The organism is Amycolatopsis palatopharyngis (assembly GCF_003385185.1).
Classification (GTDB): Bacteria; Actinomycetota; Actinomycetes; order Mycobacteriales; family Pseudonocardiaceae; genus Amycolatopsis; species Amycolatopsis palatopharyngis.
This window is the reverse complement of the sequence record NZ_PQHZ01000067.1, coordinates 1-20,361: the sequence shown is the minus strand read 5'-3', so window position 1 is coordinate 20,361 and position 20,361 is coordinate 1. Positions and strand designations below refer to the sequence as shown.

General features: G+C 68.7%; 26 protein-coding genes. 18 read left to right on the top strand and 8 right to left on the bottom strand.

Annotated features, from left to right (window positions below; translation table 11 throughout):
- Positions 1 to 47 precede the first annotated feature (47 nt).
- Positions 48 to 944, bottom strand: a complete 897-nt coding sequence (locus D0C15_RS30560; RefSeq protein WP_116051567.1) for a LysR family transcriptional regulator — start codon at positions 942 to 944, stop codon at positions 48 to 50.
- Between the two features lie 87 nt (positions 945 to 1,031).
- Here D0C15_RS30560 and D0C15_RS30555 point away from each other — a divergent pair, with 87 nt between their 5' ends.
- The 3 genes from D0C15_RS30555 (at position 1,032) to priA (ending at position 3,595) form a co-directional block, all read left to right on the top strand.
- Positions 1,032 to 2,144 carry an MFS transporter gene (locus D0C15_RS30555; protein WP_281270744.1) on the top strand — a complete coding sequence of 371 codons (1,113 nt, stop codon included), beginning with the start codon at positions 1,032 to 1,034 and terminating at the stop codon, positions 2,142 to 2,144.
- A 9-nt stretch (positions 2,145 to 2,153) separates the two neighbouring features.
- Entirely contained in the window at positions 2,154 to 2,783 is a 630-nt protein-coding gene (gene hisH / locus D0C15_RS30550; protein WP_116051566.1) for an imidazole glycerol phosphate synthase subunit HisH, read from the top strand.
- An 80-nt stretch (positions 2,784 to 2,863) separates the two neighbouring features.
- Positions 2,864 to 3,595, top strand: coding sequence for a bifunctional 1-(5-phosphoribosyl)-5-((5-phosphoribosylamino)methylideneamino)imidazole-4-carboxamide isomerase/phosphoribosylanthranilate isomerase PriA (gene priA, locus D0C15_RS30545; protein WP_116051565.1), 732 nt, complete (start codon positions 2,864 to 2,866; stop codon positions 3,593 to 3,595).
- Here priA and D0C15_RS30540 read toward each other — a convergent pair.
- From D0C15_RS30540 to D0C15_RS30530, 3 genes are read right to left on the bottom strand one after another with little or no spacing between them, the layout of a single operon-like run.
- A complete protein-coding gene (locus D0C15_RS30540; RefSeq protein ID WP_116051564.1) occupies positions 3,592 to 4,239 on the bottom strand; it encodes a class I SAM-dependent DNA methyltransferase in 648 nt (215 codons plus the stop codon). The genes priA and D0C15_RS30540 overlap by 4 nt on opposite strands.
- A 50-nt stretch (positions 4,240 to 4,289) precedes the next feature.
- On the bottom strand, positions 4,290 to 4,757 hold the full coding sequence (locus D0C15_RS30535) for a hypothetical protein (RefSeq protein ID WP_116051563.1): 468 nt from the start codon (positions 4,755 to 4,757) through the stop codon (positions 4,290 to 4,292).
- A 2-nt stretch (positions 4,758 to 4,759) separates the two neighbouring features.
- Positions 4,760 to 5,146 carry a PPOX class F420-dependent oxidoreductase gene (locus D0C15_RS30530; protein ID WP_116051562.1) on the bottom strand — a complete coding sequence of 129 codons (387 nt, stop codon included), beginning with the start codon at positions 5,144 to 5,146 and terminating at the stop codon, positions 4,760 to 4,762.
- 167 nt (positions 5,147 to 5,313) lie between these two features.
- On the opposite strand from D0C15_RS30530, the gene D0C15_RS30525 reads away from it, so the two are divergent.
- The 6 genes from D0C15_RS30525 to hisI all read left to right on the top strand — a co-directional run bounded on the left by D0C15_RS30525 (position 5,314) and on the right by hisI (position 9,242).
- Positions 5,314 to 6,564, top strand: a complete 1,251-nt coding sequence (locus D0C15_RS30525; protein WP_245976421.1) for an HNH endonuclease signature motif containing protein — start codon at positions 5,314 to 5,316, stop codon at positions 6,562 to 6,564.
- 100 nt (positions 6,565 to 6,664) lie between these two features.
- The gene (locus tag D0C15_RS30520; RefSeq protein ID WP_116051561.1) at positions 6,665 to 7,549 is read left to right on the top strand and encodes a helix-turn-helix domain-containing protein; all 885 of its coding nucleotides are present in this window, start codon (positions 6,665 to 6,667) and stop codon (positions 7,547 to 7,549) included.
- Complete coding sequence (locus D0C15_RS30515) at positions 7,530 to 7,691, top strand: DUF397 domain-containing protein (protein WP_116051560.1); 162 nt, start codon at positions 7,530 to 7,532, stop codon at positions 7,689 to 7,691. The genes D0C15_RS30520 and D0C15_RS30515 overlap by 20 nt, the downstream gene beginning before the upstream one ends.
- Positions 7,692 to 7,708: 17 nt before the next feature.
- The gene (hisF, locus tag D0C15_RS30510) at positions 7,709 to 8,482 is read left to right on the top strand and encodes an imidazole glycerol phosphate synthase subunit HisF (protein ID WP_116051559.1); all 774 of its coding nucleotides are present in this window, start codon (positions 7,709 to 7,711) and stop codon (positions 8,480 to 8,482) included.
- Positions 8,479 to 8,868 carry a hypothetical protein gene (locus D0C15_RS30505; RefSeq protein WP_116051558.1) on the top strand — a complete coding sequence of 130 codons (390 nt, stop codon included), beginning with the start codon at positions 8,479 to 8,481 and terminating at the stop codon, positions 8,866 to 8,868. The genes hisF and D0C15_RS30505 overlap by 4 nt, the downstream gene beginning before the upstream one ends.
- Entirely contained in the window at positions 8,865 to 9,242 is a 378-nt protein-coding gene (gene hisI, locus D0C15_RS30500; protein ID WP_116051557.1) for a phosphoribosyl-AMP cyclohydrolase, read from the top strand. Before D0C15_RS30505 ends, hisI begins: the two co-directional genes overlap by 4 nt.
- Positions 9,243 to 9,283: 41 nt before the next feature.
- Here hisI and D0C15_RS30495 read toward each other — a convergent pair whose 3' ends face one another.
- Positions 9,284 to 9,898, bottom strand: a complete 615-nt coding sequence (locus tag D0C15_RS30495; protein WP_116051556.1) for a TetR/AcrR family transcriptional regulator — start codon at positions 9,896 to 9,898, stop codon at positions 9,284 to 9,286.
- A gap of 93 nt (positions 9,899 to 9,991) precedes the next feature.
- On the opposite strand from D0C15_RS30495, the gene D0C15_RS30490 reads away from it, so the two are divergent.
- From D0C15_RS30490 to lgt, 6 genes are all read left to right on the top strand, one after another.
- Positions 9,992 to 11,575, top strand: a complete 1,584-nt coding sequence (locus tag D0C15_RS30490; RefSeq protein ID WP_116051555.1) for an anthranilate synthase component I — start codon at positions 9,992 to 9,994, stop codon at positions 11,573 to 11,575.
- On the top strand, positions 11,568 to 12,119 hold the full coding sequence (locus tag D0C15_RS30485; RefSeq protein ID WP_245976419.1) for a Trp biosynthesis-associated membrane protein: 552 nt from the start codon (positions 11,568 to 11,570) through the stop codon (positions 12,117 to 12,119). The genes D0C15_RS30490 and D0C15_RS30485 overlap by 8 nt, the downstream gene beginning before the upstream one ends.
- A 157-nt stretch (positions 12,120 to 12,276) precedes the next feature.
- The gene (trpC, locus tag D0C15_RS30480) at positions 12,277 to 13,086 is read left to right on the top strand and encodes an indole-3-glycerol phosphate synthase TrpC (protein WP_116051554.1); all 810 of its coding nucleotides are present in this window, start codon (positions 12,277 to 12,279) and stop codon (positions 13,084 to 13,086) included.
- Positions 13,065 to 14,348 (top strand): tryptophan synthase subunit beta, encoded by a 1,284-nt coding sequence (gene trpB / locus D0C15_RS30475; protein ID WP_116051553.1) that lies wholly within the window; start codon positions 13,065 to 13,067, stop codon positions 14,346 to 14,348. The genes trpC and trpB overlap by 22 nt, the downstream gene beginning before the upstream one ends.
- Positions 14,345 to 15,127: a tryptophan synthase subunit alpha gene (trpA, locus tag D0C15_RS30470; RefSeq protein ID WP_245976417.1), complete on the top strand. Its 783-nt coding sequence runs from the start codon at positions 14,345 to 14,347 to the stop codon at positions 15,125 to 15,127. The genes trpB and trpA overlap by 4 nt, the downstream gene beginning before the upstream one ends.
- A 37-nt stretch (positions 15,128 to 15,164) precedes the next feature.
- Positions 15,165 to 16,196, top strand: coding sequence for a prolipoprotein diacylglyceryl transferase (gene lgt, locus D0C15_RS30465; protein WP_116051552.1), 1,032 nt, complete (start codon positions 15,165 to 15,167; stop codon positions 16,194 to 16,196).
- Here the strand turns inward: lgt and D0C15_RS30460 are convergent.
- Entirely contained in the window at positions 16,140 to 16,631 is a 492-nt protein-coding gene (locus D0C15_RS30460; RefSeq protein ID WP_245976416.1) for a hypothetical protein, read from the bottom strand. The two genes, lgt and D0C15_RS30460, sit on opposite strands and share 57 nt — an antisense overlap.
- Before the next feature lie 87 nt (positions 16,632 to 16,718).
- On the opposite strand from D0C15_RS30460, the gene D0C15_RS30455 reads away from it, so the two are divergent.
- Positions 16,719 to 18,170: a recombinase family protein gene (locus D0C15_RS30455; protein ID WP_116051551.1), complete on the top strand. Its 1,452-nt coding sequence runs from the start codon at positions 16,719 to 16,721 to the stop codon at positions 18,168 to 18,170.
- Here the strand turns inward: D0C15_RS30455 and D0C15_RS30450 are convergent.
- Positions 18,160 to 18,849, bottom strand: a complete 690-nt coding sequence (locus D0C15_RS30450; RefSeq protein ID WP_116051550.1) for a hypothetical protein — start codon at positions 18,847 to 18,849, stop codon at positions 18,160 to 18,162. The genes D0C15_RS30455 and D0C15_RS30450 overlap by 11 nt on opposite strands.
- A 78-nt stretch (positions 18,850 to 18,927) precedes the next feature.
- On the bottom strand, positions 18,928 to 19,317 hold the full coding sequence (locus D0C15_RS34355) for a helix-turn-helix domain-containing protein (RefSeq protein WP_281270743.1): 390 nt from the start codon (positions 19,315 to 19,317) through the stop codon (positions 18,928 to 18,930).
- A gap of 186 nt (positions 19,318 to 19,503) precedes the next feature.
- Between D0C15_RS34355 and D0C15_RS30440 the strand changes: the two genes are divergently transcribed.
- Both D0C15_RS30440 and D0C15_RS30435 read left to right on the top strand, forming a co-directional pair.
- Positions 19,504 to 19,746: a helix-turn-helix domain-containing protein gene (locus D0C15_RS30440; protein ID WP_162830314.1), complete on the top strand. Its 243-nt coding sequence runs from the start codon at positions 19,504 to 19,506 to the stop codon at positions 19,744 to 19,746.
- Between the two features lie 224 nt (positions 19,747 to 19,970).
- On the top strand, positions 19,971 to 20,361 hold a 391-nt coding region (locus D0C15_RS30435; RefSeq protein WP_211323389.1), incomplete at its 3' end, for a hypothetical protein.

Genomic DNA, 20,361 nt, shown 5'->3' with positions numbered 1-20,361 from the left:
CCGGTTATTACCCCGATCAGGTGGTGGTCAAACCACGTGGGCGCGCCTCAGGACGGTGTCCAGAGCTCCTTTGCCGTCTCCGTCAGCGCGGTGAGGGCCGGGGTCGCCGACCGGTCGCGGTGGCGGGCGATCTGGCTGAACAGGCCGAAGTCGTGCGCAGGCCAGGGCAGTGCGACAAGATCCCCGCGCCGCAGTTCGTCGTCCACGGCGATCGCCGGTACCGCGGCGATACCCAGTCCGGCGCCGACACAGCGCTTGACCGCTTCCACGCTGGTGAACTCCATGGACGACCGGTAGCGGGCACCGAGATCCGCCAGGTGCCGCTCGAACACCGTGCGCTGCGCGCAGCTCGGGTCCAGCAGCAACACGGTCTCGGCGTCGAGGTCCTCACCGTGGATCTCCGGCAGAGCGGCCAGCGGATGACCGGGCGCCGCGATCACCGTGAGCGGTTCGGGTACCAGCGCCTCGACCAGCATCGGGCCCGCGTGCAGCCGGGGTTCGAGGAGGAACGCCGCGTCCAGCGCTCCCGAGGCGAGGTCGTCGAGCAGGTCGGCCCTGGCGCCGGGGCGGAAGGAAATACGGATTCCCGGATGGCGGGCCGCGATCATGCGCAACACCGCGGGCAGGCGATACGCGCACAGCGTCTCCGGTGCCCCGACGCGCAGCTCGCCTGCCGCCGCGTTCGCGCCGAGGGAACGGACGTGTGCCCTGGCGTCCTCGGTCCTGCGCAGGATGTCCTCGGCATGGCGGATCAGCGCGCTACCTGCCGCGGTCAGCCCGACCCCCCGAGTGCCCCGCTCGAGCAGACGGGTACCGAACTCCGACTCCAGTGCTTTGACCTGCGCCGTTACGGTCGACTGCGCGTACCCGAGGTGAGCTGCGGCCCTGGTGAAACTACCGAGCCGGGAGATCTCGAGGAATGTCCGAAGCTGCCGGGAGTCCATCAGGCGCCACTTCCATCGGATTCGTCGATCGATTCCATCGTTTTTGTTCGTTGGACACGATAGACCCTCGACGTCTACAAAGGGAGCGTGTCCCCACTGCGCAACCGTGACTTCCGGCTGACCCTGTTCGCGACCGCGATGGTGTTCTGCGGCTATGCCCTGCTTCTGCCCGTTGTTCCCATGTGGGTGATCGAGCAGGACGCGGGAGAGTTCGCGGCCGGCGCTTCGACCGGGGTGTTCATGGCGGCCACGGTGCTCGCCCAGTTCGGCGTCCCCGCGTTCGTTCGCAAGCGGGGTTACCGCCTGGCGTTGCTACTGGGCGCGCTGCTGCTCGGCCCGCCGACCTTCCTGCTGATCGGCGCGACCGGGGCGCCGTCGATCCTGGCGATCTCGCTGGTTCGTGGTCTCGGCTTCGGGCTGGTCACCGTCTGCGGCAGCGCACTCATCGCCGAACTGTTGCCCCGGACAGCGCTGGCTCGCGGGTCCGGCCTCTACGGGCTGGCGGCCGGGCTGCCGCAGCTGGCGGGACTGCCCGCGGGTACCTGGATCGCCGTGCAGTGGGGGTTCGCGCCGGTGTTCGTGCTGGCCGCGGCCCTGCCGACGATCGGGATCGCCATGGTCCTGCTGCTGCCAGCCGTCTTCCCCGACGACGCCACCGGCACCCAGTGGCGGACGGTACTCGAGGCGACGTGGCGGCCCTGGCTGGTGATGCTCGCCGGGTCGACCGGATACGGGGCGCTGGCCACCTTCCTGCCGATCGTGCTGGACGGCTCGGGCGCGGCGGCATTGCTGGTGGTCGCGGGGACGGCGCTGACCGCGCGCTGGGCCGCGGGGCTGGTGGGGGACCGCCTCGGCGCCGCGGGGCGGATGCTGCCGATCGCGCTGGCCGCCATCGGCCTCGGCCTGCTCGGCTTCGCGCTCACGACATCGACCCCTGTCGTGGCGATCCTCGCGGTGGCCCTGTTCGGTATCGGTTTCGGTGTGGTGCAGAACGACGCGCTGGTGGTGATGTTCGACCGTGCCGCCGCGGGCCCGGCCAGCGTCGTCTGGAACGTGGCGTTCGACGCGGGCCAAGGTCTTGGCGCGGTTGCTGTCGGCGCGCTGGTGGTCGGGACGAGCTACCCGCTGGCGTTCGGCCTGCTCGCCGTGGCCGCGCTGCTGCTGATGCCCGTCGCGCTACGCCCTGGCAGGCGCGGCTAACCTGGGTACATGCCTCGCGTCGTGATCCTGGACTACGGTTCCGGCAATCTCCGTTCCGCCGAACGCGCCGTGCAGCGCGCGGGCGCGGAGGTGGAGGTCACCGCCGACCCTCATGCGGCGCTGGAGGCCGATGGCCTGCTGGTGCCCGGCGTCGGTGCGTTCGCCGCGTGCATGCGGGGGCTGCTGGCCGCCGGTGGCGAGAAGATCATCGGCACCCGTCTCGCCGGCGGCCGGCCCGTGCTCGGCATCTGCGTCGGAATGCAGGTCCTCTTCGAGCGTGGCGTCGAACACGGCGTGGCCGCCGACGGTACCGGTGAGTGGCCGGGCACGGTCGAGGGCCTGCACGCGGATGTGCTGCCCCACATGGGCTGGAACACGGTGCGTGCGCCGGAGGACTCCCGGTTGTTCGCCGGGCTACCCGCCGACACCCGGTTCTACTTCGTGCACTCCTTCGCGGCCCGGCGCTGGGAGCTTGAATCCGGCCTGCCGGATCAGCAGCCGAAGGTGACCTGGGCGCATCACGGCGAGGACTTCGTCGCGGCGGTGGAGAACGGTCCACTGTGGGCGACCCAGTTCCACCCGGAGAAGTCCGGGGACGCCGGTGCGCACCTGTTGCGCAACTGGCTGGACACGCTCTGATCGACGGACCGGGACGCTGCCCGTCTGGCCCTGGTCGCACCCATTGCGCCGGTCGGAGCAGTGGCTCATATAGTGAGCCGGTGACTTTCACGCTCCTTCCCGCCGTTGACGTGGCCGATGGCCAGGCCGTGCGCCTGGTGCAGGGTGAGGCCGGTACCGAGAGCCATTACGGCAGCCCCCTGGAGGCGGCGCTGTCCTGGCAGCGGGACGGGGCGGAGTGGATTCATCTGGTGGACCTCGACGCCGCTTTCGGCAAGGGTTCCAACCGCGAGCTGCTGGCCGAGGTCGTCGGCAAGCTGGACGTGCGGGTGGAGCTGTCCGGCGGGATCCGCGACGATGCCTCCCTCGAAGCAGCGCTGGCCACCGGCTGCCGCAGGGTCAATCTCGGCACCGCGGCGCTGGAGGACCCGGAGTGGACCGCGAAGGTGGTCGCCGAGCACGGTGACCGCGTCGCGATCGGCATGGACGTACGGATCACCGAGGCGGGATACCGGCTCGCGGCAAGGGGCTGGACGAAGGACGGCGGGGACTTCTGGGAGGTCCTCGACCGGCTCGACCGGGACGGCGCGCAGCGCTACGTCGTGACCGACGTCAGCAAGGACGGCACGTTGCAGGGGCCGAACCTCGAACTGCTGCGAGAGGTCACGGCTCGTACCGACGCGGCCGTCATCGCCTCCGGTGGTGTGTCCAGTGTGGACGATCTGCGTGCGCTGGCCGGGCTGTCGCGTGACGGCGTCGAGGGCGCCATCGTCGGGAAGGCCCTCTACGCGGGTGCGTTCACCCTGCCCGAGGCCCTCGCGGCCGTTCGCTAGTTCGCCTGGCTGTGCATCAGTAGATGGCCCCGGCGATGCCGTTCGCCTTCGCGGGGCTCACGCAGCATTCGGCCGATCTCGACGAACCCGGCCTCCTGCGCCAGATCGGCGAGGGCGTCGATCGGCCATCGGTACGCCGTGACCACCGCGTGGTCGAATGCCGTCACCGGCTCGCCTTCGGAGTCGAAGAAGGCGAGCAGGAGATGGCCTCCGGGGGCCAGGACTCGCCGGAACTCGGCCAGGTACGCCGGTATGTCCCGCGGCGGCGCGTGAATCAGCGAATACCAGGACGCGATGCCGTCCAGCTTCTCGTCGGCCAGCTCCAGTGCGTCCATCGAACCGACCTCGAAACGCAGGTCGGGATATGTCTGCCTGGCAAGGTCGATCATCACCGGTGACAGGTCGACACCGAAGACGTCGAGTCCGAGGTCCCGCAGGTGCGCCGTCACTCGCCCCGGGCCGCACCCGAGTTCCGCCACGGGCCCGCCCCCGGAGGCCCGGACGGCCTCGGCGAACGCGGCGAGTACCGCACGGTCCAGCGGGAGCTGGTCGAGCTCGTCGCGGACGAACTCGACATACGGGCCGGCGACGGCGTCGTATGCCTCCGCTGTCGTACGGAGATGTGCAGAGGATGATCCGCTCACGAGGCTCACACTAATCTCCCCCGCCCCGGCCCCTCCTGCTGCCACGCCGCTCAAAAACGGAACCGCACGCCCGACCAGTACGCGGCGGTCAGACTGGCGAGCCGAGTGGGATCGTCGACGCGGCGAACCACGGCGAAGTCGCTGTCGTACGGACTCCCGTCGGCGCGGGTGCCCTCGAGATGCAGCACGAGCGTCGGATTCGAGTTCTCGTCGACATGTCTGCTGACACCGACAACCGTGGGGCGAACCGGGCCGGGCGCGGAGTCCTCGCCATGTAGCAGGCGGGTGCACATCCCGGTAGAAGCGGCGATCGACCGACACATTCCGTCGATGTCGCCGACTCCGGCGAGCCGGACCGCCTCGTCGAGTAGCGCCTCGGCGCCACCGCGCGGAATGGCGATGTGCTGTTGTGGCACGCCGTCCTCGGGTTTGTGCAGCGCGATCGCCGTAGCGACGACGCCCACCGCGAGCAGCACGCAGGCCGGCAGGAGCAGCCGCTCGCGTCCGATGCCAGCCACGCTCAGGACGCGAGTTTGATCGCGATACCGATGGTGCGTTCCTTGCCGCCACGCAGTTTGCTGAAGAACATCGTGATGCGGCCGATGATGCCGTACTTACCGGCGATCGCTCGGCGGACCTGCTCCGACTCGGCGTCGTCGAGCACGCGGGCCTGCCCGGTGACCGTTTCGCCGTGCGTCTTCTTGCCGCGAATGTCGCACGCTGTCAGTTCGACGCGGCCGTCGCGGCGGATGCGTTTGACCTTGCCGGACTCGCGCTCGGTCCACACCACGAGTTCGTCGCCGCTGCGTGCCGCCCAGATCGGCGTGGGTACCGGCTCGCCGGTCTTGCGAAACGTGGTCAGGACTACGTACTGCTCGCTCGCCAGGCGGTCCAGTTCTGTACTCATGCGACCACAGTAGCGGCCACCGGCTGTCGCACTTTCCCGGGAAAGTGCGATGGGCGGTGGTGGGAGTGCGCAGTGAGAGTGATTGGCCGAGGCCGCTTGTCGGGCCGGAGTGACCGCTTGTCGACATTGCGCATTCGTAGAACTGGTGTTCGAGTAGCGTCAGTGACGTGGACGTTGACGAGCAGGCGATTCCGGTGTGGCAGCTCTCCGAAGGGGAGCTGTTCGGTGGTCTGCTCGAATCCGAAAAGGCGCTGCGTCGGCACTATGGTCGGATGCTGGAGTTTGTTGCTGAGGCCGAGAAGCGCGGTGTGGCTGTGGCGCAGGGATATGCGGGCACGGTGTCGTTGTTGATGATGGCGTTGCACCTGACTCGCGGTGAAGCGAAGGCGCGCCTGGCGCAAGCGACGACTCCGATGCCGCTGGTGACAGAGGCTCTGCGGGCGGGTGAGATCGGTGCGGCGCAGGTGCGGGAGATTCAGAAGGTCCTCGCCCAGGCACCCGACACCCTGCCCGAGGCCGAGCGGCTCGCCACCGAAGACACCTTGGTGGAGCTGGGCTGTCAGGCCGACGCCACTCAGGTCGCCAAGGTCGGGCAGCGGATCCTGGGGCACTGGGATGTCGAGAATGCCCCGCCGAAGGATCGGGAACGACCGGCGGGCCCGTATCGGGAGTTCCACGGCCGGTATCGCCGTGATGGGCAATATGTGTTCTCCGGCCAGCTGGACCCCGAGTCCGCTGGGGAGTTGGAAGGTGTCCTGCACCCGTTGGCCAAGCCCGACCCGGCGGATGCCGACGGCCACCGCGACCCGCGCAGCCACGCGCAGCGGCACGGCGACGCCCTGGCCGAGATCATCAGCCGCACCGCCCGCGCCGACGACCTGCCGACCACCGGCGGCGAACGCGCCGTCGTGACCGTGACTATCAGCCTGGCGGAGCTGGAACAGCGTGCGGAAGCCGCGATGCTCAACGCCTCCGGCTACACCTCGATCAGCCAGCTGCGCCGGTGGTGCTGCGAAGCGAAGGTGCTGCCCGCCGTGCTCGGCAGCCAGGGCGAGGTCCTCGACCTCGGCCGCGCCCAGCGTCTCGCCACACCGGCTCAGCGCCGGGCCCTGGTGATCCGGGACCGGGGCTGCACCCGGCCGGGCTGCACGCGCGGCCCGAAGTGGTGTCAGGTTCATCATGTGGTGTCGTGGATCGACGATGGACTGTCCGATCTGGACAACATGATCCTCGTCTGCGCTCGCCATCACCGCGAACTCCACCACACCGGCTGGACGGTCCGCATCCGCCACGGCACCCCCGAATTCACCCCACCGGAATGGCTGGATCCGGAGCGGAAACCCATCCGCAACACCGCACACCAACCACCCGTTCAGCGGTCATCCCGGATCCCACGCCAACGGGAACCCGTTCCATGAGCGGACGCGTGCGATTGCCATGGGGACATGTCTTGCGCGTGCTGGTGAACCTGGAGTGTTCCTGGCCTGCGCAGGACGACTACGGCTCTACGTTCGGTCCATGAGGGATCGGGACACCACCGTGCGCAGCAGGGAACTGGGCGAAGGACTGCGCAGAGCCATGGAGAAAGCCCAGTTGACCGGCCAGGACGCCGCGCGAACGCTCGGCTGGTCACAGAGCCGGGTGTCCCGGCTGCTCAGCGGCAAACGGGGCGGGAACGACGAGGTGGAGGTCTCCGCCTTCCTTGCCGTATGCCGGGTAACCGGCGCCGAACGGAAGCGGTTGCTCGGGCTCTGCCACGAGGTCGGGACGCCCGGATGGCTGCAGCAGCACGGCTCCCGGCTGCCGCGGCAGTTGCGCACGCTCATCGACCACGAGGACAAGGCCGTCCGGACGGGTGACTTCCAGCCGATGGTGGTGCCGGGCCTGCTGCAGACCCCCGAGTACGCCCGCGCACTGCTGTCCGGCACCGGCACCCTGCCCGCGGCGGAGATCGAAGGGCGAGTGCGGGCGCGGCTGGATCGGCAGCGGGTCCTCGCCGCGTCACACGGCAGGCAGTTCACCTACTTCCTGCACGAGTTCGCCTTGCGCTTGCCGGTCGGGGACAGCGAGGTGATGTCCGGGCAGTTGCACCACCTGCTGCGGCTGTCGGTCCGGAAGAACATCTCGCTGCGAGTCGTGCCCGCGGCGGCCGGAGTGCACGCCGGGGTTGCGGGAGCGTTCAAACTGATGGAGTTCCCGGAGTTCTCCCCGGTGGTCTACCTGGACAGCCAGACAGCGAGTCTGTTCCTGGAAGCGCCGGAGGAGATCGCCGCGCACCGGCTCGTGCTCGAGAGGCTCGCGGACATCTCCCCGGATGCGGGACAATCGCGGGAGTTGATTGCCAGGCTGGCAGTCGAGCTCTACCCGCAGCCGGAGGAACGCGATGGAGTGGCGCACGAGTAGCTACAGCACCGACAACGGCGACTGTGTCGAGGTCGGCTGGGACGCGCCCGGTGCGCTGGTCCGGGACTCGAAGGATCCGGCCTCCGGCACCCTGGCCTTCGAGCACGGACAGTGGCGGGCCTTCCTGGCTGACCTGCGCTGACCCGTACGCTGTGCGGTATGTCCGTTGCTGTGAGGGTGATCCCCTGCCTGGATGTCGACGCGGGGCGGGTGGTGAAGGGTGTCAACTTCGCCGACCTGCGCGACGCGGGCGATCCGGTGGAACTGGCGCGTGCGTACGACGCGGAGGGTGCCGACGAGCTGTGCTTCCTGGATGTCACAGCGTCCTCGGGTAACCGCGAGACCACCTTCGACGTGGTGAGCCGGACGGCCGAGCAGGTCTTCATCCCGCTGACCGTCGGCGGCGGGGTGCGTACGAACGACGACATCAACCGGCTGCTGCGCGCGGGTGCGGACAAGGTGAGCATCAACACCGCCGCCATCGCCCGGCCGGAGATGCTGCGCGAGGCGGCCGAGCGTTTCGGCGCGCAGTGCATCGTGCTGTCCGTCGACGCGCGGCGCGTGCCCGAGGGCGGTGAGCCGACCGAGTCCGGATTCGAGGTCACCACCCACGGCGGCCGGAAGGGCACCGGTATCGACGCCGTGGAGTGGGCAGCGCGCGGCGCGGAACTCGGTGCGGGGGAGATCCTGCTGAACTCGATGGACGCCGACGGCACCAAAGCCGGGTTCGACCTGGAGCTGATCAGGATGGTGCGCAAGGTTGTGCGGGTGCCGGTGATCGCCAGCGGTGGCGCGGGCGCGGTCGAGCATTTCGCTCCCGCCGTACGAGCCGGGGCCGATGCCGTACTCGCGGCGAGTGTGTTCCATTTCGGCCAGTTGAGCATCGGCGCCGTGAAGCAGGCACTGCGTGCCGAAGGGATCGAGGTCCGATGAAGACAAGTATCCGGAGCTGGCAGGCGCCCACCGAGGTCAAGGTCGTCTGTTCGCTGTTCGTCGGCGTCGCACTGGCCTACCTGCTGCTGGCGGTCGTGATGCTGACCGCACCGGGAGCGAGCCCGCGCACCATCCTGATGCCGGTGACGAGCCTGTTGTTCGGCGTACTCGTGGCGGCCGGGATCGCGCTGCGGATGGCGTTCGCCAGGATCGCGGGGTACGCCGTCGTGGTGATCTTCGGCGTCCTGCACGCGTTCTTCCTGATGGGTGCGGAACTGCTCTGGGTGAAGCTGTTCTCGGCGGTCGCGGCAGCCGGTTACATCTACGCAGGGGTGCTGCTCAGTTCGGGGCCCGTGCGCCGGTTCGTCCTGGGGGACGCGGCATGAGCCTGCCTGCCGAGATCGCCGAGCGGCTCAAGCGCACCCCGGACGGGCTGGTGTGTGCCGTCGTGATCGAGCACAGCACGTCCGACGTACTGATGGTCGCCTGGATGGACGACGAGGCACTGGAGCGGACGCTGACGACGCGGAAGGCGACGTACTTCTCCCGCAGCCGTGGCAAGCTGTGGATGAAGGGCGAGACGTCGGGGCACACCCAGTACGTCCGCGAGGTACGGGTGGACTGTGATGCCGACACCCTGCTGCTGCGTGTCGACCAGACCGGGCCTGCCTGTCACACCGGTACGCACACCTGCTTCGACACCGACGACCGCCTCCTCCTCGCCGACCCCGAATCGCACTTTCCCGGGAAAGCGCGGTAGTTGCGTGCGCGGGGTATCGCACTTTCCCGGGAAAGTGCGAATCAGCTGAGGTCGCCGGTGAGGTAGCGCTGGAGGGTGGGGGCGACGGCGGCGGTGACGGTGTCGATGTCCGCCGACGCGAACGGCTCCAGTTTGATCACGTAGCGCACCATGCCGATACCGACGACCTGCGTGGCACACAGGGCGGCCCGGAACTCGCGATCGTTCGCACTCACGGCGCTGGCGAGACCGGAGAAGATGTACTTGACCAGGGTGTCCTTCAGCAACTTCAGCGCCTCGTCATGCCCGGTCACGCTGCGGACCACCGCGACGAAGCCGTCCCTGCCCGCGCCGTCCCAGTTCGTGAGGAAGGTGCGCACGATGCGCTGGCCGAGGCTGTCCACGTCTCCGTCGAGCAGCGCGGCGACGATGTCCTTCGGATCGAACGGAAGCTGTAGCACCGCCTTGGCGAACAGGCCCTCCTTGCCGCCGAACCAGTGGTTCACCATCGCCGCGTCCACACCTGCTCTGGTCGCGATCACCCGCACGGTCGCGCCCTCGTATCCGGACTCGGCGAACACCGATCTGGCCGCATCGAGCAGCGCCGTCCGGGTGTCCTCGCCTGCGGGGCGGCGCCCCCGGCGTTTGGCAGTGGCAGGCTGGTCGGCGGGAGACATGACTCCATGATGACGTGGACCCGAATAAAATTCAACAATTGCTGAATTCGCGCCGGATGCGGGCACGTGAACGCGTAGCGGCACAATAACCCCATGGTCGACTCCCCGTCCGCGAACGTGCCAGCCGTGAACCCCCGCGCCACCGGTCTCGGGGCGGTGACCCCGGACAGAGGCGAGTTCCGGACGCTCGCCGAGGGGCGCCGCGTGATCCCGGTGGTCCGCCGCCTGCTCGCCGACGCCGACACCCCCGTGTCGCTCTATCGCAAGCTCGCCGGCGACCGGCCGGGCACCTTCCTGCTGGAGTCGGCCGAGAACGGGCAGTCCTGGTCGCGCTGGTCCTTCGTCGGTGTGCGGAGTCCGGCCGCACTGACCGTGCGTGACGGGCAGGCCGTCTGGACCGGCACGCCGATCGCGGGCCTGCCGACCAGCGGAGACCCGCTGTCGGTACTGCGCGAGACGATCGAGCTGCTGCATACCGAGCCGTTGCCAGGTATGCCCCCGCTGACCGGCGGCATGGTCGGCTACATCGGCTACGACGCAGTGCGGTGGCTGGAGACACTGCCCGAACTGGCCGAGAAGGACATCGACATCCCCGAGCTGACGATGTTGCTCGCCACCGATCTCGCGGCTTTCGACCACCACGAGGGCACCGTCACGCTGATCGCCAACGCCGTCAACTGGGACGACTCCCCTGAGCGGGTGGACGCGGCCTACGACGACGCCGTGCGCCGCCTCGACCAGATGACCACCCAGCTCGGTGCGCCCGCCCCGGCCACGAACGCGGTGTTCGACCGGCCGAAACCGGAGTTCACCCGGCGGCGCAGCGAGGAGGACTTCCACGCGGCCGTGCACAAGGCGGTGGAGGCGATCCACGCGGGCGAGGCGTTCCAGATCGTGCCATCGCAACGCTTCGAGATGGCCACCGGCGCAGACGCCCTCGACGTCTACCGGATCCTGCGCAACTCCAACCCGAGCCCGTACATGTACCTCTTGCGGCTGGAGGGCTTCGACATCGTCGGCTCCAGCCCCGAGTCGCTGGTGACCGTGCGAGACGGCAGGGCAACCACGCACCCGATCGCCGGTACGCGCTGGCGCGGGGCCGATCCGGAGGAGGACGCGCAGCTGGCGAAGGGGTTGCTCGCCGACGACAAGGAGCGGGCCGAGCACCTGATGCTGGTCGACCTGGGCCGCAACGACCTCGGCAAGGTCTGCAGCCCGGGGTCGGTGCACGTGGTGGACTTCTTCCACATCGAGCGCTACAGCCACGTCATGCACATCGTCTCGACCGTGACCGGCGAGCTGGCCGAGGGCAAGACCGCCTACGACGCCGTGGTGGCCTGCTTCCCCGCGGGCACCCTGTCCGGGGCACCGAAGGTGCGTGCGATGCAGCTGATCGAGGAACTGGAGCCGACCCGGCGCGGACTCTACGGCGGTGTCGTCGGGTATCTCGACTTCGCGGGCGATGCCGACACGGCGATCGCCATCCGCACGGCACTGATGCGCGACGGCACCGCCTATGTGCAGGCCGGTGGCGGCGTCGTGGCCGACTCCGAGGCGGCCTACGAGGACACCGAGGCACTCAACAAGGCCCGCACCGTCCTGTCCGCCGTGGCCGCGGCGAACACGATGAAGCCCGCGACCTCGCTCGAATCGGACGAGGACACCGCACGTGTCTGATCCCGTCCAGCCAGACAAGCGTCCACTGTGGATCGTGGCGTCGGCGTTGCTGCTCGGTGCGGCCGCGCTGTGGGGGGCGTCGCGGCTGGTCTGGTTCGCCGAGGAGCGTGACGCTGGTGTGCGTGGCGTCGTGCTGGACACGGCCACGGGTGCGCAGCGGGCCGGAGCGCTCGTCCCGCTCGCGGTCCTCGCCGTCGCCGGGGTGGCGGGGATGGTCGCGACGGGCGGCTGGCCCAGGCGGATCCTCGGTGTCGTCCTCGGTCTCGCCGGTCTGGCCGCCTGCTGGCTCGCCGTTGACGGTCTGCGCACGAGTGGTTACCCAGAAGAGGCACCGGTGGTCGAGATGTTCGCCGGCCGGGGTCTCGCAGCGGCGGGCGGAGTTCTCGTCCTGCTGGGCGCGACGCTGGGTGTGCTCAAGGCCGCGAGGATGCCCCGGCTGGGGGCCCGATACTCGGCACCGCAGCGGAAAACGGTGGCACGCGACCCCGACACCGAGCTCTGGCAGGCGCTGTCCGAGGGCGAGGACCCTACGAGTGGCCCTTGACGAAAGGTGAAGCAACCCCTGGTGAGCAAGGCCTTCCTCGACCCGGAACTGGTCCGGCTCACCGCGAGGGTTAGCATCATTTCGGCGGGAAGGGGAAGGTTTTTGTGAGCGACCTTGCGAGTGAATCAATGATCGCGACGGCCTGTGAGGCGCACCGGTGAGCGTTCTCGAGGACATCGTCGCCGGTGTACGGGCCGATCTCGCCGAACGGGAGGCCAAACTTCCGTTCGACGAGCTCAAGCGCCGTGCTGCCGACGTGGCACCGCCGCGTGACGTAATGGCGGCACTGCATGACCCAGCGATCGGCGTCATCGCCGAGGTGAAGCGGCGCAGCCCGTCGAAGGGCGACCTGGCGCAGATCACCGACCCCGCGGCCCTCGCGAAGGACTACGAGGAAGCCGGCGCGAAGGTCATCAGCGTCCTCACCGAGCAACGGCGCTTCGGCGGCTCCCTCGCCGATCTCGACGCCGTTCGTGCGGCGGTCGACGTTCCCGTGCTGCGCAAGGACTTCATCGTCAGCCCGTACCAGGTGCACGAGGCGCGCCTGCACGGCGCGGACATGGTGCTGCTGATCGTCGCCGCCCTGGAGCAGAACGCGCTCGCCGCGCTGCTGGACCGGGTCGAGTCGCTCGGTATGACCGCGCTGGTCGAGGTGCACAATGCCGAGGAGGCCGACCGCGCGCTGGAAGTGGGTGCGAGTGTCATCGGCATCAACGCCCGCAACCTGCACACCCTCGAGGTCGACCGGGACGTCTTCAGCAGGCTCGCACCCGGCTTGCCGATGGAGGTCATCAAGATCGCCGAGTCCGGTGTCCGGGGCCCAGGTGACCTGATGGCCTACGCGGGACACGGTGCGGACGCCGTGCTCGTGGGCGAGGGTCTCGTCGCCTCCGAGGACCCGAAGGGCGCACTGGTCAAGCTGGTGACCGCGGGTTCACACCCGGCATGCCCGAGGCCGAGCCGATGAGTGAGCCCTCGAAAGCCGCACCCGCCCCCGAGGTCGACACCAACGCCGACCCCGACAAGCACGATCCGGACGAGCGCGGTCACTTCGGTCCGTACGGCGGCCGGTTCATGCCGGAGGCGCTGATCGGCGCACTGGACGAGTTGTCGGCCGAGTACGACAAGGCGCGCGTGGACCCGGAGTTCACCGGCGAGTTCGCGCGTCTGCTTTCCGACTACGCCGGCAGGCCGTCGCTGCTCACCGAGGCTCCCCGCTTCGCCGAGCACGCGGGCGGCGCCCGGATCTTCCTCAAGCGCGAGGACCTCAACCACACCGGCTCGCACAAGATCAACAACGTGCTCGGGCAGGCGCTGCTCACCAAGCGGATGGGCAAGAAGCGGGTCATCGCCGAGACCGGCGCTGGCCAGCACGGCGTCGCGACGGCAACCGCCTGCGCACTGCTCGACCTGGACTGCGTCGTCTACATGGGCGAGGTGGACACCGAACGCCAGGCGCTGAACGTCGCACGCATGCGGCTGCTCGGTGCGGAGGTGATCCCGGTGACCACGGGCTCGCGCACCCTCAAGGACGCCATCAACGAGGCGCTGCGGGACTGGGTGACCAATGTGGACACCACGCACTACCTGCTCGGTACCGCGGCTGGCGCGCATCCGTTCCCGGTGATGGTGCGCAACTTCCACAAGGTGATCGGTGAGGAGGCCCGCAGGCAGATCCTCGATCTGACCGGACGGCTGCCCGACGCGGTCGCCGCCTGTGTCGGCGGCGGATCGAACGCGATCGGCATCTTCCACGGCTTCATCGACGACGCGGACGTCCGGCTGGTGGGGCTCGAGCCCGGCGGTAAGGGGCTGGACTCCGGCGAGCACGGCGCGACCCTCACGCAGGGCACGCCGGGCACGTTGCACGGCGCGATGTCCTACCTGCTGCAGGACGAGGACGGACAGACCATCGAGGCGTACTCGATCTCGGCGGGTCTGGACTACCCCGGTGTCGGTCCGGAGCACTCCTGGCTCAAGGACAGCGGCCGCGCCGAGTACCGCGCGGTGACCGACGCGGAGGCGATGGAGGCGTTCAAGCTCCTGTCGCGGACCGAGGGCATCATCCCGGCGATCGAGTCCGCGCACGCGCTCGCCGGTGCGCTGGAGCTGGGCAAGGAACTCGGCGATGGCGCGCACATCCTGGTCAACCTGTCCGGTCGTGGCGACAAGGACGTGGACACGGCGGCCCGGTACTTCGACCTGGTGGACGAGGAGAAGCTGTCGTGACGAGCGAGCTGGACCGCCTGTTCGAGCGAACCAGGGCGGAGCAGCGGGCGGCGCTGATCGGGTACCTGCCCGCCGGGTACCCCACGGTCGAGGGGTCGAAGGACCTGCTCGCCGCGACCATCGACGGGGGAGCGGACCTGGTCGAGGTCGGCGTTCCGTACTCCGACCCGGTGATGGACGGGCCGACGATCCAGTCGGCCGCCGACGCGGCGTTGCGGGCCGGTTTCCGGCTCAAGCATCTGTTCGAGGTGGTCGAGTCGATCTCCGCGCGGGGTGGCCGTGCCGTGGTGATGACCTACTGGAACCCGGTGCACCGCTACGGCGTGGACGCGTTCGCCCGGGATCTGGCCGCCGCGGGCGGGCTGGGGATGATCACTCCGGATCTCACCCCGGACTCCGCGCAGGACTGGCTCGCCGCCTCTGAGGCGCACGGGCTGGACCGGATCTTCCTGGTCTCGCCGTCCTCGTCGGAGGAACGGATCGACCTGACGGTGAAGGCCGGTTCGGGGTTCGTGTACGCCACCGCCGTTATGGGTGTGACCGGCGCACGGGAATCCGTCGGCGCCGGTGCCGCCGAGTTGGTGCGCCGCACGAGGGCGCATACGGACCTGCCGGTCGGTGTCGGCCTCGGGGTCCGCTCCGGGGAGCAGGCGGCCGAGGTCGCGGGCTTCGCGGACGGCGTCATCGTCGGATCGGCGCTGGTCACCAAGGCCGCCGAGGGCGCGGAGGCGCTACGGGCCCTGACCGCGGAACTCGCCGAAGGCGTCCGCAAGGCCTGAAAGAGAGTGTCAAAGCGGGGCGCGCTACGGTGGCCCCGTGAACTCCGCCGCGGCCGTTTTTCTCGCGAACATTCCCAGTCCGGACCGTGGTGTCTGGTTTATCGGGCCGATCCCGCTGCGCGCCTACGCGCTGTGCATCATCGCGGGCATCGTCATCGCGATCTGGTGGGGGGAACGACGCTGGATCGCGCGCGGCGGGAGCAAGGGCACCGTCATCGACATCGCGGTCTACGCGGTTCCGTTCGGTCTGGTCGGTGGCAGGCTCTATCACGTCATCACCGACTACCAGCTCTACTTCGGCGAGGGCAGGAACCCGCTCGACGCACTGAAGATCTGGGACGGCGGGCTCGGCATCTGGGGCGCGATCGCCCTCGGTGGTGTCGGTGCGTGGATCGCCTGCAGGCGCAGGGGTATCCCGCTGCCCGCGGTCGCGGACGCGGTCGCACCCGGCATCGTCGTCGCGCAGGCGGTGGGCAGGCTGGGCAACTACTTCAACCAAGAGCTCTACGGCGGACCCACCGACCTGCCGTGGGCGCTGGAGATCTACGAGCGGGCCCCGGACGCGATCAGCGGTGTCGCCGTCAGTGACATCCCGGAAAGAATCGTGCACCCGACGTTCCTGTACGAGCTGCTCTGGAACCTCGGCGTCGCACTGCTGCTCGTCTGGGCCGACCGCAAGTTCCGGCTCGGCCACGGCCGCGTCTTCGCGCTCTACGTCGCCGGATACACGGCGGGGCGGTTCTGGATCGAGCTGATGCGCGCCGACACCGCCAACGAGATTCTCGGCCTGCGGGTCAACGTGTGGACCTCGGTGCTGCTGTTCACCGGCGCGGTGATCTATCTGATCGTGGCCGCCCGGCGCGGTCCCCGCGAGGATCCGGCCACACTCCGCAGCAACGACGATCCGGTCGACGAGGATTCCACCGCGGACCAGGACGCCGACTCCGAGAACGGCACCGAAGCCGACGACGACCAGGACGCGAAGGACGCAGAACCGGGGGACGGCAGGACCTCAGGGGCTGACGAGACCTCTGCCGGTGATGAGCGGAAGATCGAGCCCGGTCAGTAGCCCGGCTGGCGCCTCGACCACGGCGGGAACGGCGTTCACCAACCGCATCGCCGTCGCCTTGAGCCCGGCCGTGTTGTGGTCCCCGTCCTCGCCGAGCAGGCGCAGGTCGAGCGTGTAGTTCGGTTCCCCGCTCACCTGTACGCGATAGCACCCCTGCCCTGCGGGCTGGGGCCAGTCCGGACCCAGGTCGGGACGCAGCCGGGTGACGTGTTCCAGCACGCACACCGGCCTGCCGCCGCGCATACCGCGCACCTCGAACCGCAGCGCGGCCGCTGTGCCCTCGTCGATCGTTCCGGACGAGACCTCGAAGGTCTCCGGAGCGGGCAGTCGCTCGTAGCTCTCCTCCACCGCGTCCAGTTCCACGTCGAGTCCGGCCGCGAGCTGGCGGACCACGCTGCCCCAGGCGAGGGCGAGCACGCCTGGCTGCAGCAGCATCGGTGTCTCCGTGACGGGCTTGCCGAAACCCATGATGTCGAAGAGGACCTTGGCGTTGGTGAAGGCTTGCGAGTGTAGTCTAGCGGTATGGTCGAGAAACGCAACAGGAGCCGCGAGTATCTCCGCGTCAGCCGGGACAAGTCCGGGCGTGTCCGCAGCCACGACGAGCAGCACAACGACAACGCCCGCGACGCCATCGCCCACGGATGGGATCTCGTCACCCCTCCCTACCGCGACGTGGGCAGCGCATCCCGCCACGCCAAGAAAGCCAGGGACGACTTCGACCTACTCATGTCGGACCTGCGGGCGAACAGGTTCGATGCGGACGTCCTGCAGCTCTGGGAATCGTCCCGGGGCTCCCGAAAGGTGGGCGAGTGGGTCGACCTGCTGGACCTGCTCACCGAGCGGGGAGTGCGGATCCACGTACACACCCACTCCCGAACATATGACCCCAGGAACGGCAGGGACCGGCGGACACTGCTCGAGGACGCGGTCGATTCGGAGTACGAGTCGTCGAAGACATCCGAGCGGGCGTTACGCGCCGCCGCGGCGAGCGCAGAAGCGGGCCGCCCGCACGGCAAACTCCAACTCGGGTTCCAACGCACCTACGACCCCCGCACCGGAGTGCTGGTGATGCAGATCCACGACCCCGAGAAGGCACCCCTGATCGAGGAGCTGTTCCTGCGGGTGTTCCGACGGCAGAGTTTCCGGCGCATCGCCGACGACTGGGGTGACCGTGGCATCACCAACGGGAAGGGCACCCCGTACAGCCCGCAGCATCTGCGGAAGATGGCGCGCTCCCCGATGTACGCCGGGCTCCGGCAGGTTCGCCAACCGGACGGGTCGCTGTCGTATGTCGACGGCACGTGGGACGGGATCGTGACGAAGCGCTTGTTCTTCGCGGTACAGGCCGTCCTCGACGACCCGGGGCGCAAGACCAGTGTCGACGGTAGGGCGCGGCACCTGTTGAGCATGTCCACGGCCGCGGTGTGCGACATCTGCGATGGGCCGCTGTCGGTGCTGAACCATCGATTCGGGCAGCGGTACAAGTGCCACCAGCGGGGGCACGTCATGGTGAGCCGGGAGGAGTTGGACGGGTACGCGCTGGAGGTGTTGTTCGTGTGGCTGTCGGCGCCGGCGAACTTCGCGTCTCTCCTCGATGGCGAGGACGACGTTGAGGTGTCGAAGGTGCGGGACGACCTCGCGGAGGTCCGCAATGAGATCCGCGAGTTGGAGAAGTCTGTGGGCGCGGGCAAGATCTCAATCGCGTTCGCCGAGAAGGTGGAACCTGCCCTGGTGGAGCGGCGGGTGAGGCTGGAGGCGCGGGAGCGGGAACTGACCACTCCCACTGTCCTCGCTGACCTGCTGCAGCCCGGCGGGGACGTCAGGAAGCGGTGGAAGGTGACGACGGTGGAAACCAAGCGCGCGGTGTCGAGGTTGCTGTTCACTCCTGCGTTGATCGGTCAGCTCCGGCTCGAGCGGTCGCCGCGGCCTCGGACTTATGTTCGGGTGGAGGAGCGCGTCACCTTCAGGCGGTAGCGAGGTCGCTTACGGCGGACAGGCAGGCGTTGAGGTCGACGACGGGTTCTGGGGGCACGTTGAGGCACCGGTCGCGTCGTTCTTCGTCCGCGTCTTCGTCGTCGTCGTCGCCGCGTTCCGGGACGCGCCCTGGCTCGTTGTCACTGTCGTCGCGTCCAGTGGTGCCCTCTCGCGATGGCCGTGGTTGTTCCGGCGTTGGTTCACGGGTGGCATCGTCGGTCACTGGTGTGGCAGGTGTGGCGTCGGTGGTCGGCTCGGGACCGGCCGTGGGTACGTCCTCCTCGGAGGATGTGGTGGGCGGAGGCGCGTCAGGCGCGGACGTGGGCGGTGCAGCAGTGGTCGACGTGGCCGTCCCGGGCGGCGCCGTTGTGGGTGGCCCGCTTGATAGGGGTGGAGATGGGTCTGGCGCGATCAGGATGGCGGCCCCGATCGCTGCGGCAGCCCCGAGAATCCCTGCGGTGGTGTACTGGCCGGCGCGGGTCAGTGCCCACAGACTGAAGCCGATGAGTCCGATGGCGGCGGCGATGCCCCACCGTTTCGCGGCCTTCTCGGTGGCGGATGCGGCTCGCTGCAGGGGTGGTTCTGTCTCCTGTTCTGCCTCGGCGATCTTCGCGTCGATGTCTTGCAGTGTCTGTCGGGTGCGCTGCAGGTGCGCGCGGAGTTGTTCTACGTCCGGCATGTGAATGGTCCTCGGTGTGGTGGGTCCCCGAGGTTATCCCCGCGATGATCGCCGGTATTGCTGGCCGTAATCGGATCGTCACACTGCCTGCTGTTCGTCACCCTCCTGGCTTAGTGCATTCAGGCGTTCTTCGAGCTCATTTGCGTATTCGCGTAACGCTGCCGCCATGGTCTTCAGCTCGCGGAGTTGCTCCTCTCGCGAAGGTTGCTCAGGCTCGAGTTCTAGTCGTTCCGCTGGGGTGGGTTGTCCACCGGAGTAGATGGCGTCGATGCTGCCCGTCCCCCATGACAGGGCAGCCTCAATGAGCGTCTCGCTGGTTTCGCCAACGCGCTGGCCCGCCTCGAGTCGGGCAACGGTGCGCGGGCTGACGCCTGCTGCTTCGGCGAGTGCGGTCTGACTTTTCATGCCAAGTCTCGCCCGCCGGGCTCGCACGGCCTGGCGAAGAGTTTGCCGTTTGGCGCCATTCATGGGTGAAGGGTGGCGCGTTCGGGGGCGTTGACCCAAGTCGAACCTCGTGGTCCGGCGGGTTCCGGGCCTCGTACTTGGCATCATTGGTCGTCCTTTGACATACGCATAGTCTGGCATAGTGGGAGCTAGAGCGCCAGACATCGCCAGACATTGCCATTTGGCAGACTTTGGCATAGTCTCTCATTCATGCCGTACGCATCCCCCCAACTCAAGCTCGCCAGACAGGCGAGCAAGCGGACGGTGCGCAAGCTCGCGGAGATGGTCGACGGCCTCAGCCACCGCCATCTGAGCAACGTGGAGACCGGCAAGTACCAGATGAAGATCGAGGACTTCCACTGCATCGCCGAAATCCTCGACGTCGACGTCTGGTCCCTCGTATCCGCCGACGACCCCGCGCACCCGACGCAGCACCAGGCCGGTGCCGCATGAGCAAGCACCCCACCCCCAACCGGCCCGGCGACAGCCGGCCACCCAATAAGCCCGGTTCCCCCGGCAAGTCCTCCGGGTCGAAGCCAGCACGGTTCACGCGCGACGAGTACGTCCGCGCCGTCGTGGCCGCTGCAGGTCCCCTCACGCCAGACGTCGCGGCGGAGCTTCGCCAACTCCTCCCGCCCGTTCCCGTGCTCAAAGCCGCCTGAAAGGAGGTGAGCCAAATGACCGACATGATCCCGTTCGGCGGGGGAGAGTCCCCGTTCGACGTCACCAAGCGGACGGACGAGCACGGCGAGTACTGGTCGGCACGCGACCTCATGCCGCTTGTGGAGTACCCCCGGTGGGAGGACTTCCACAACGTCATCGAGAGGGCACGTGTCGCAATTCAGCAGTCGGGCGGCGACCCGGACAGGGAAGCTTCGGAACGTCCCGAAGCTTTCGGCCGAACCCGCCAACGCGGCGTGAACTTCCGACTCACTCGGCACGGCGCGTACATGGTGATGCTGGAGTGCGACGGCCGGAAGCCCGCAGTGTCGGCGGCGAAGTCGTACTTCGCAGTGAAGACCCGGGAAGCTGAGACCGCGCAGGTCGCACAAATCCCTGACCTGTCCG

What these genes read in the sequence shown, in the direction of transcription:
- D0C15_RS30560 (WP_116051567.1), bottom strand. Translation starts at nt 944, where the DNA reads ATGGACTCCCGGCAGCTTCGGACATTCCTCGAGATCTCCCGGCTCGGT.
- hisH (WP_116051566.1), top strand. Translation starts at nt 2,154, where the DNA reads ATGCCTCGCGTCGTGATCCTGGACTACGGTTCCGGCAATCTCCGTTCC.
- D0C15_RS30530 (WP_116051562.1), bottom strand. Translation starts at nt 5,146, where the DNA reads ATGAGTACAGAACTGGACCGCCTGGCGAGCGAGCAGTACGTAGTCCTG.
- D0C15_RS30520 (WP_116051561.1), top strand. Translation starts at nt 6,665, where the DNA reads ATGAGGGATCGGGACACCACCGTGCGCAGCAGGGAACTGGGCGAAGGA.
- D0C15_RS30515 (WP_116051560.1), top strand. Translation starts at nt 7,530, where the DNA reads ATGGAGTGGCGCACGAGTAGCTACAGCACCGACAACGGCGACTGTGTC.
- hisF (WP_116051559.1), top strand. Translation starts at nt 7,709, where the DNA reads ATGTCCGTTGCTGTGAGGGTGATCCCCTGCCTGGATGTCGACGCGGGG.
- D0C15_RS30505 (WP_116051558.1), top strand. Translation starts at nt 8,479, where the DNA reads ATGAAGACAAGTATCCGGAGCTGGCAGGCGCCCACCGAGGTCAAGGTC.
- hisI (WP_116051557.1), top strand. Translation starts at nt 8,865, where the DNA reads ATGAGCCTGCCTGCCGAGATCGCCGAGCGGCTCAAGCGCACCCCGGAC.
- D0C15_RS30495 (WP_116051556.1), bottom strand. Translation starts at nt 9,898, where the DNA reads ATGTCTCCCGCCGACCAGCCTGCCACTGCCAAACGCCGGGGGCGCCGC.
- D0C15_RS30490 (WP_116051555.1), top strand. Translation starts at nt 9,992, where the DNA reads ATGGTCGACTCCCCGTCCGCGAACGTGCCAGCCGTGAACCCCCGCGCC.
- trpB (WP_116051553.1), top strand. Translation starts at nt 13,065, where the DNA reads ATGCCCGAGGCCGAGCCGATGAGTGAGCCCTCGAAAGCCGCACCCGCC.
- D0C15_RS30460 (WP_245976416.1), bottom strand. Translation starts at nt 16,631, where the DNA reads ATGCTGCTGCAGCCAGGCGTGCTCGCCCTCGCCTGGGGCAGCGTGGTC.
- D0C15_RS30455 (WP_116051551.1), top strand. Translation starts at nt 16,719, where the DNA reads ATGGTCGAGAAACGCAACAGGAGCCGCGAGTATCTCCGCGTCAGCCGG.
- D0C15_RS30450 (WP_116051550.1), bottom strand. Translation starts at nt 18,849, where the DNA reads ATGCCGGACGTAGAACAACTCCGCGCGCACCTGCAGCGCACCCGACAG.
- D0C15_RS34355 (WP_281270743.1), bottom strand. Translation starts at nt 19,317, where the DNA reads ATGAATGGCGCCAAACGGCAAACTCTTCGCCAGGCCGTGCGAGCCCGG.
- D0C15_RS30440 (WP_162830314.1), top strand. Translation starts at nt 19,504, where the DNA reads ATGCCGTACGCATCCCCCCAACTCAAGCTCGCCAGACAGGCGAGCAAG.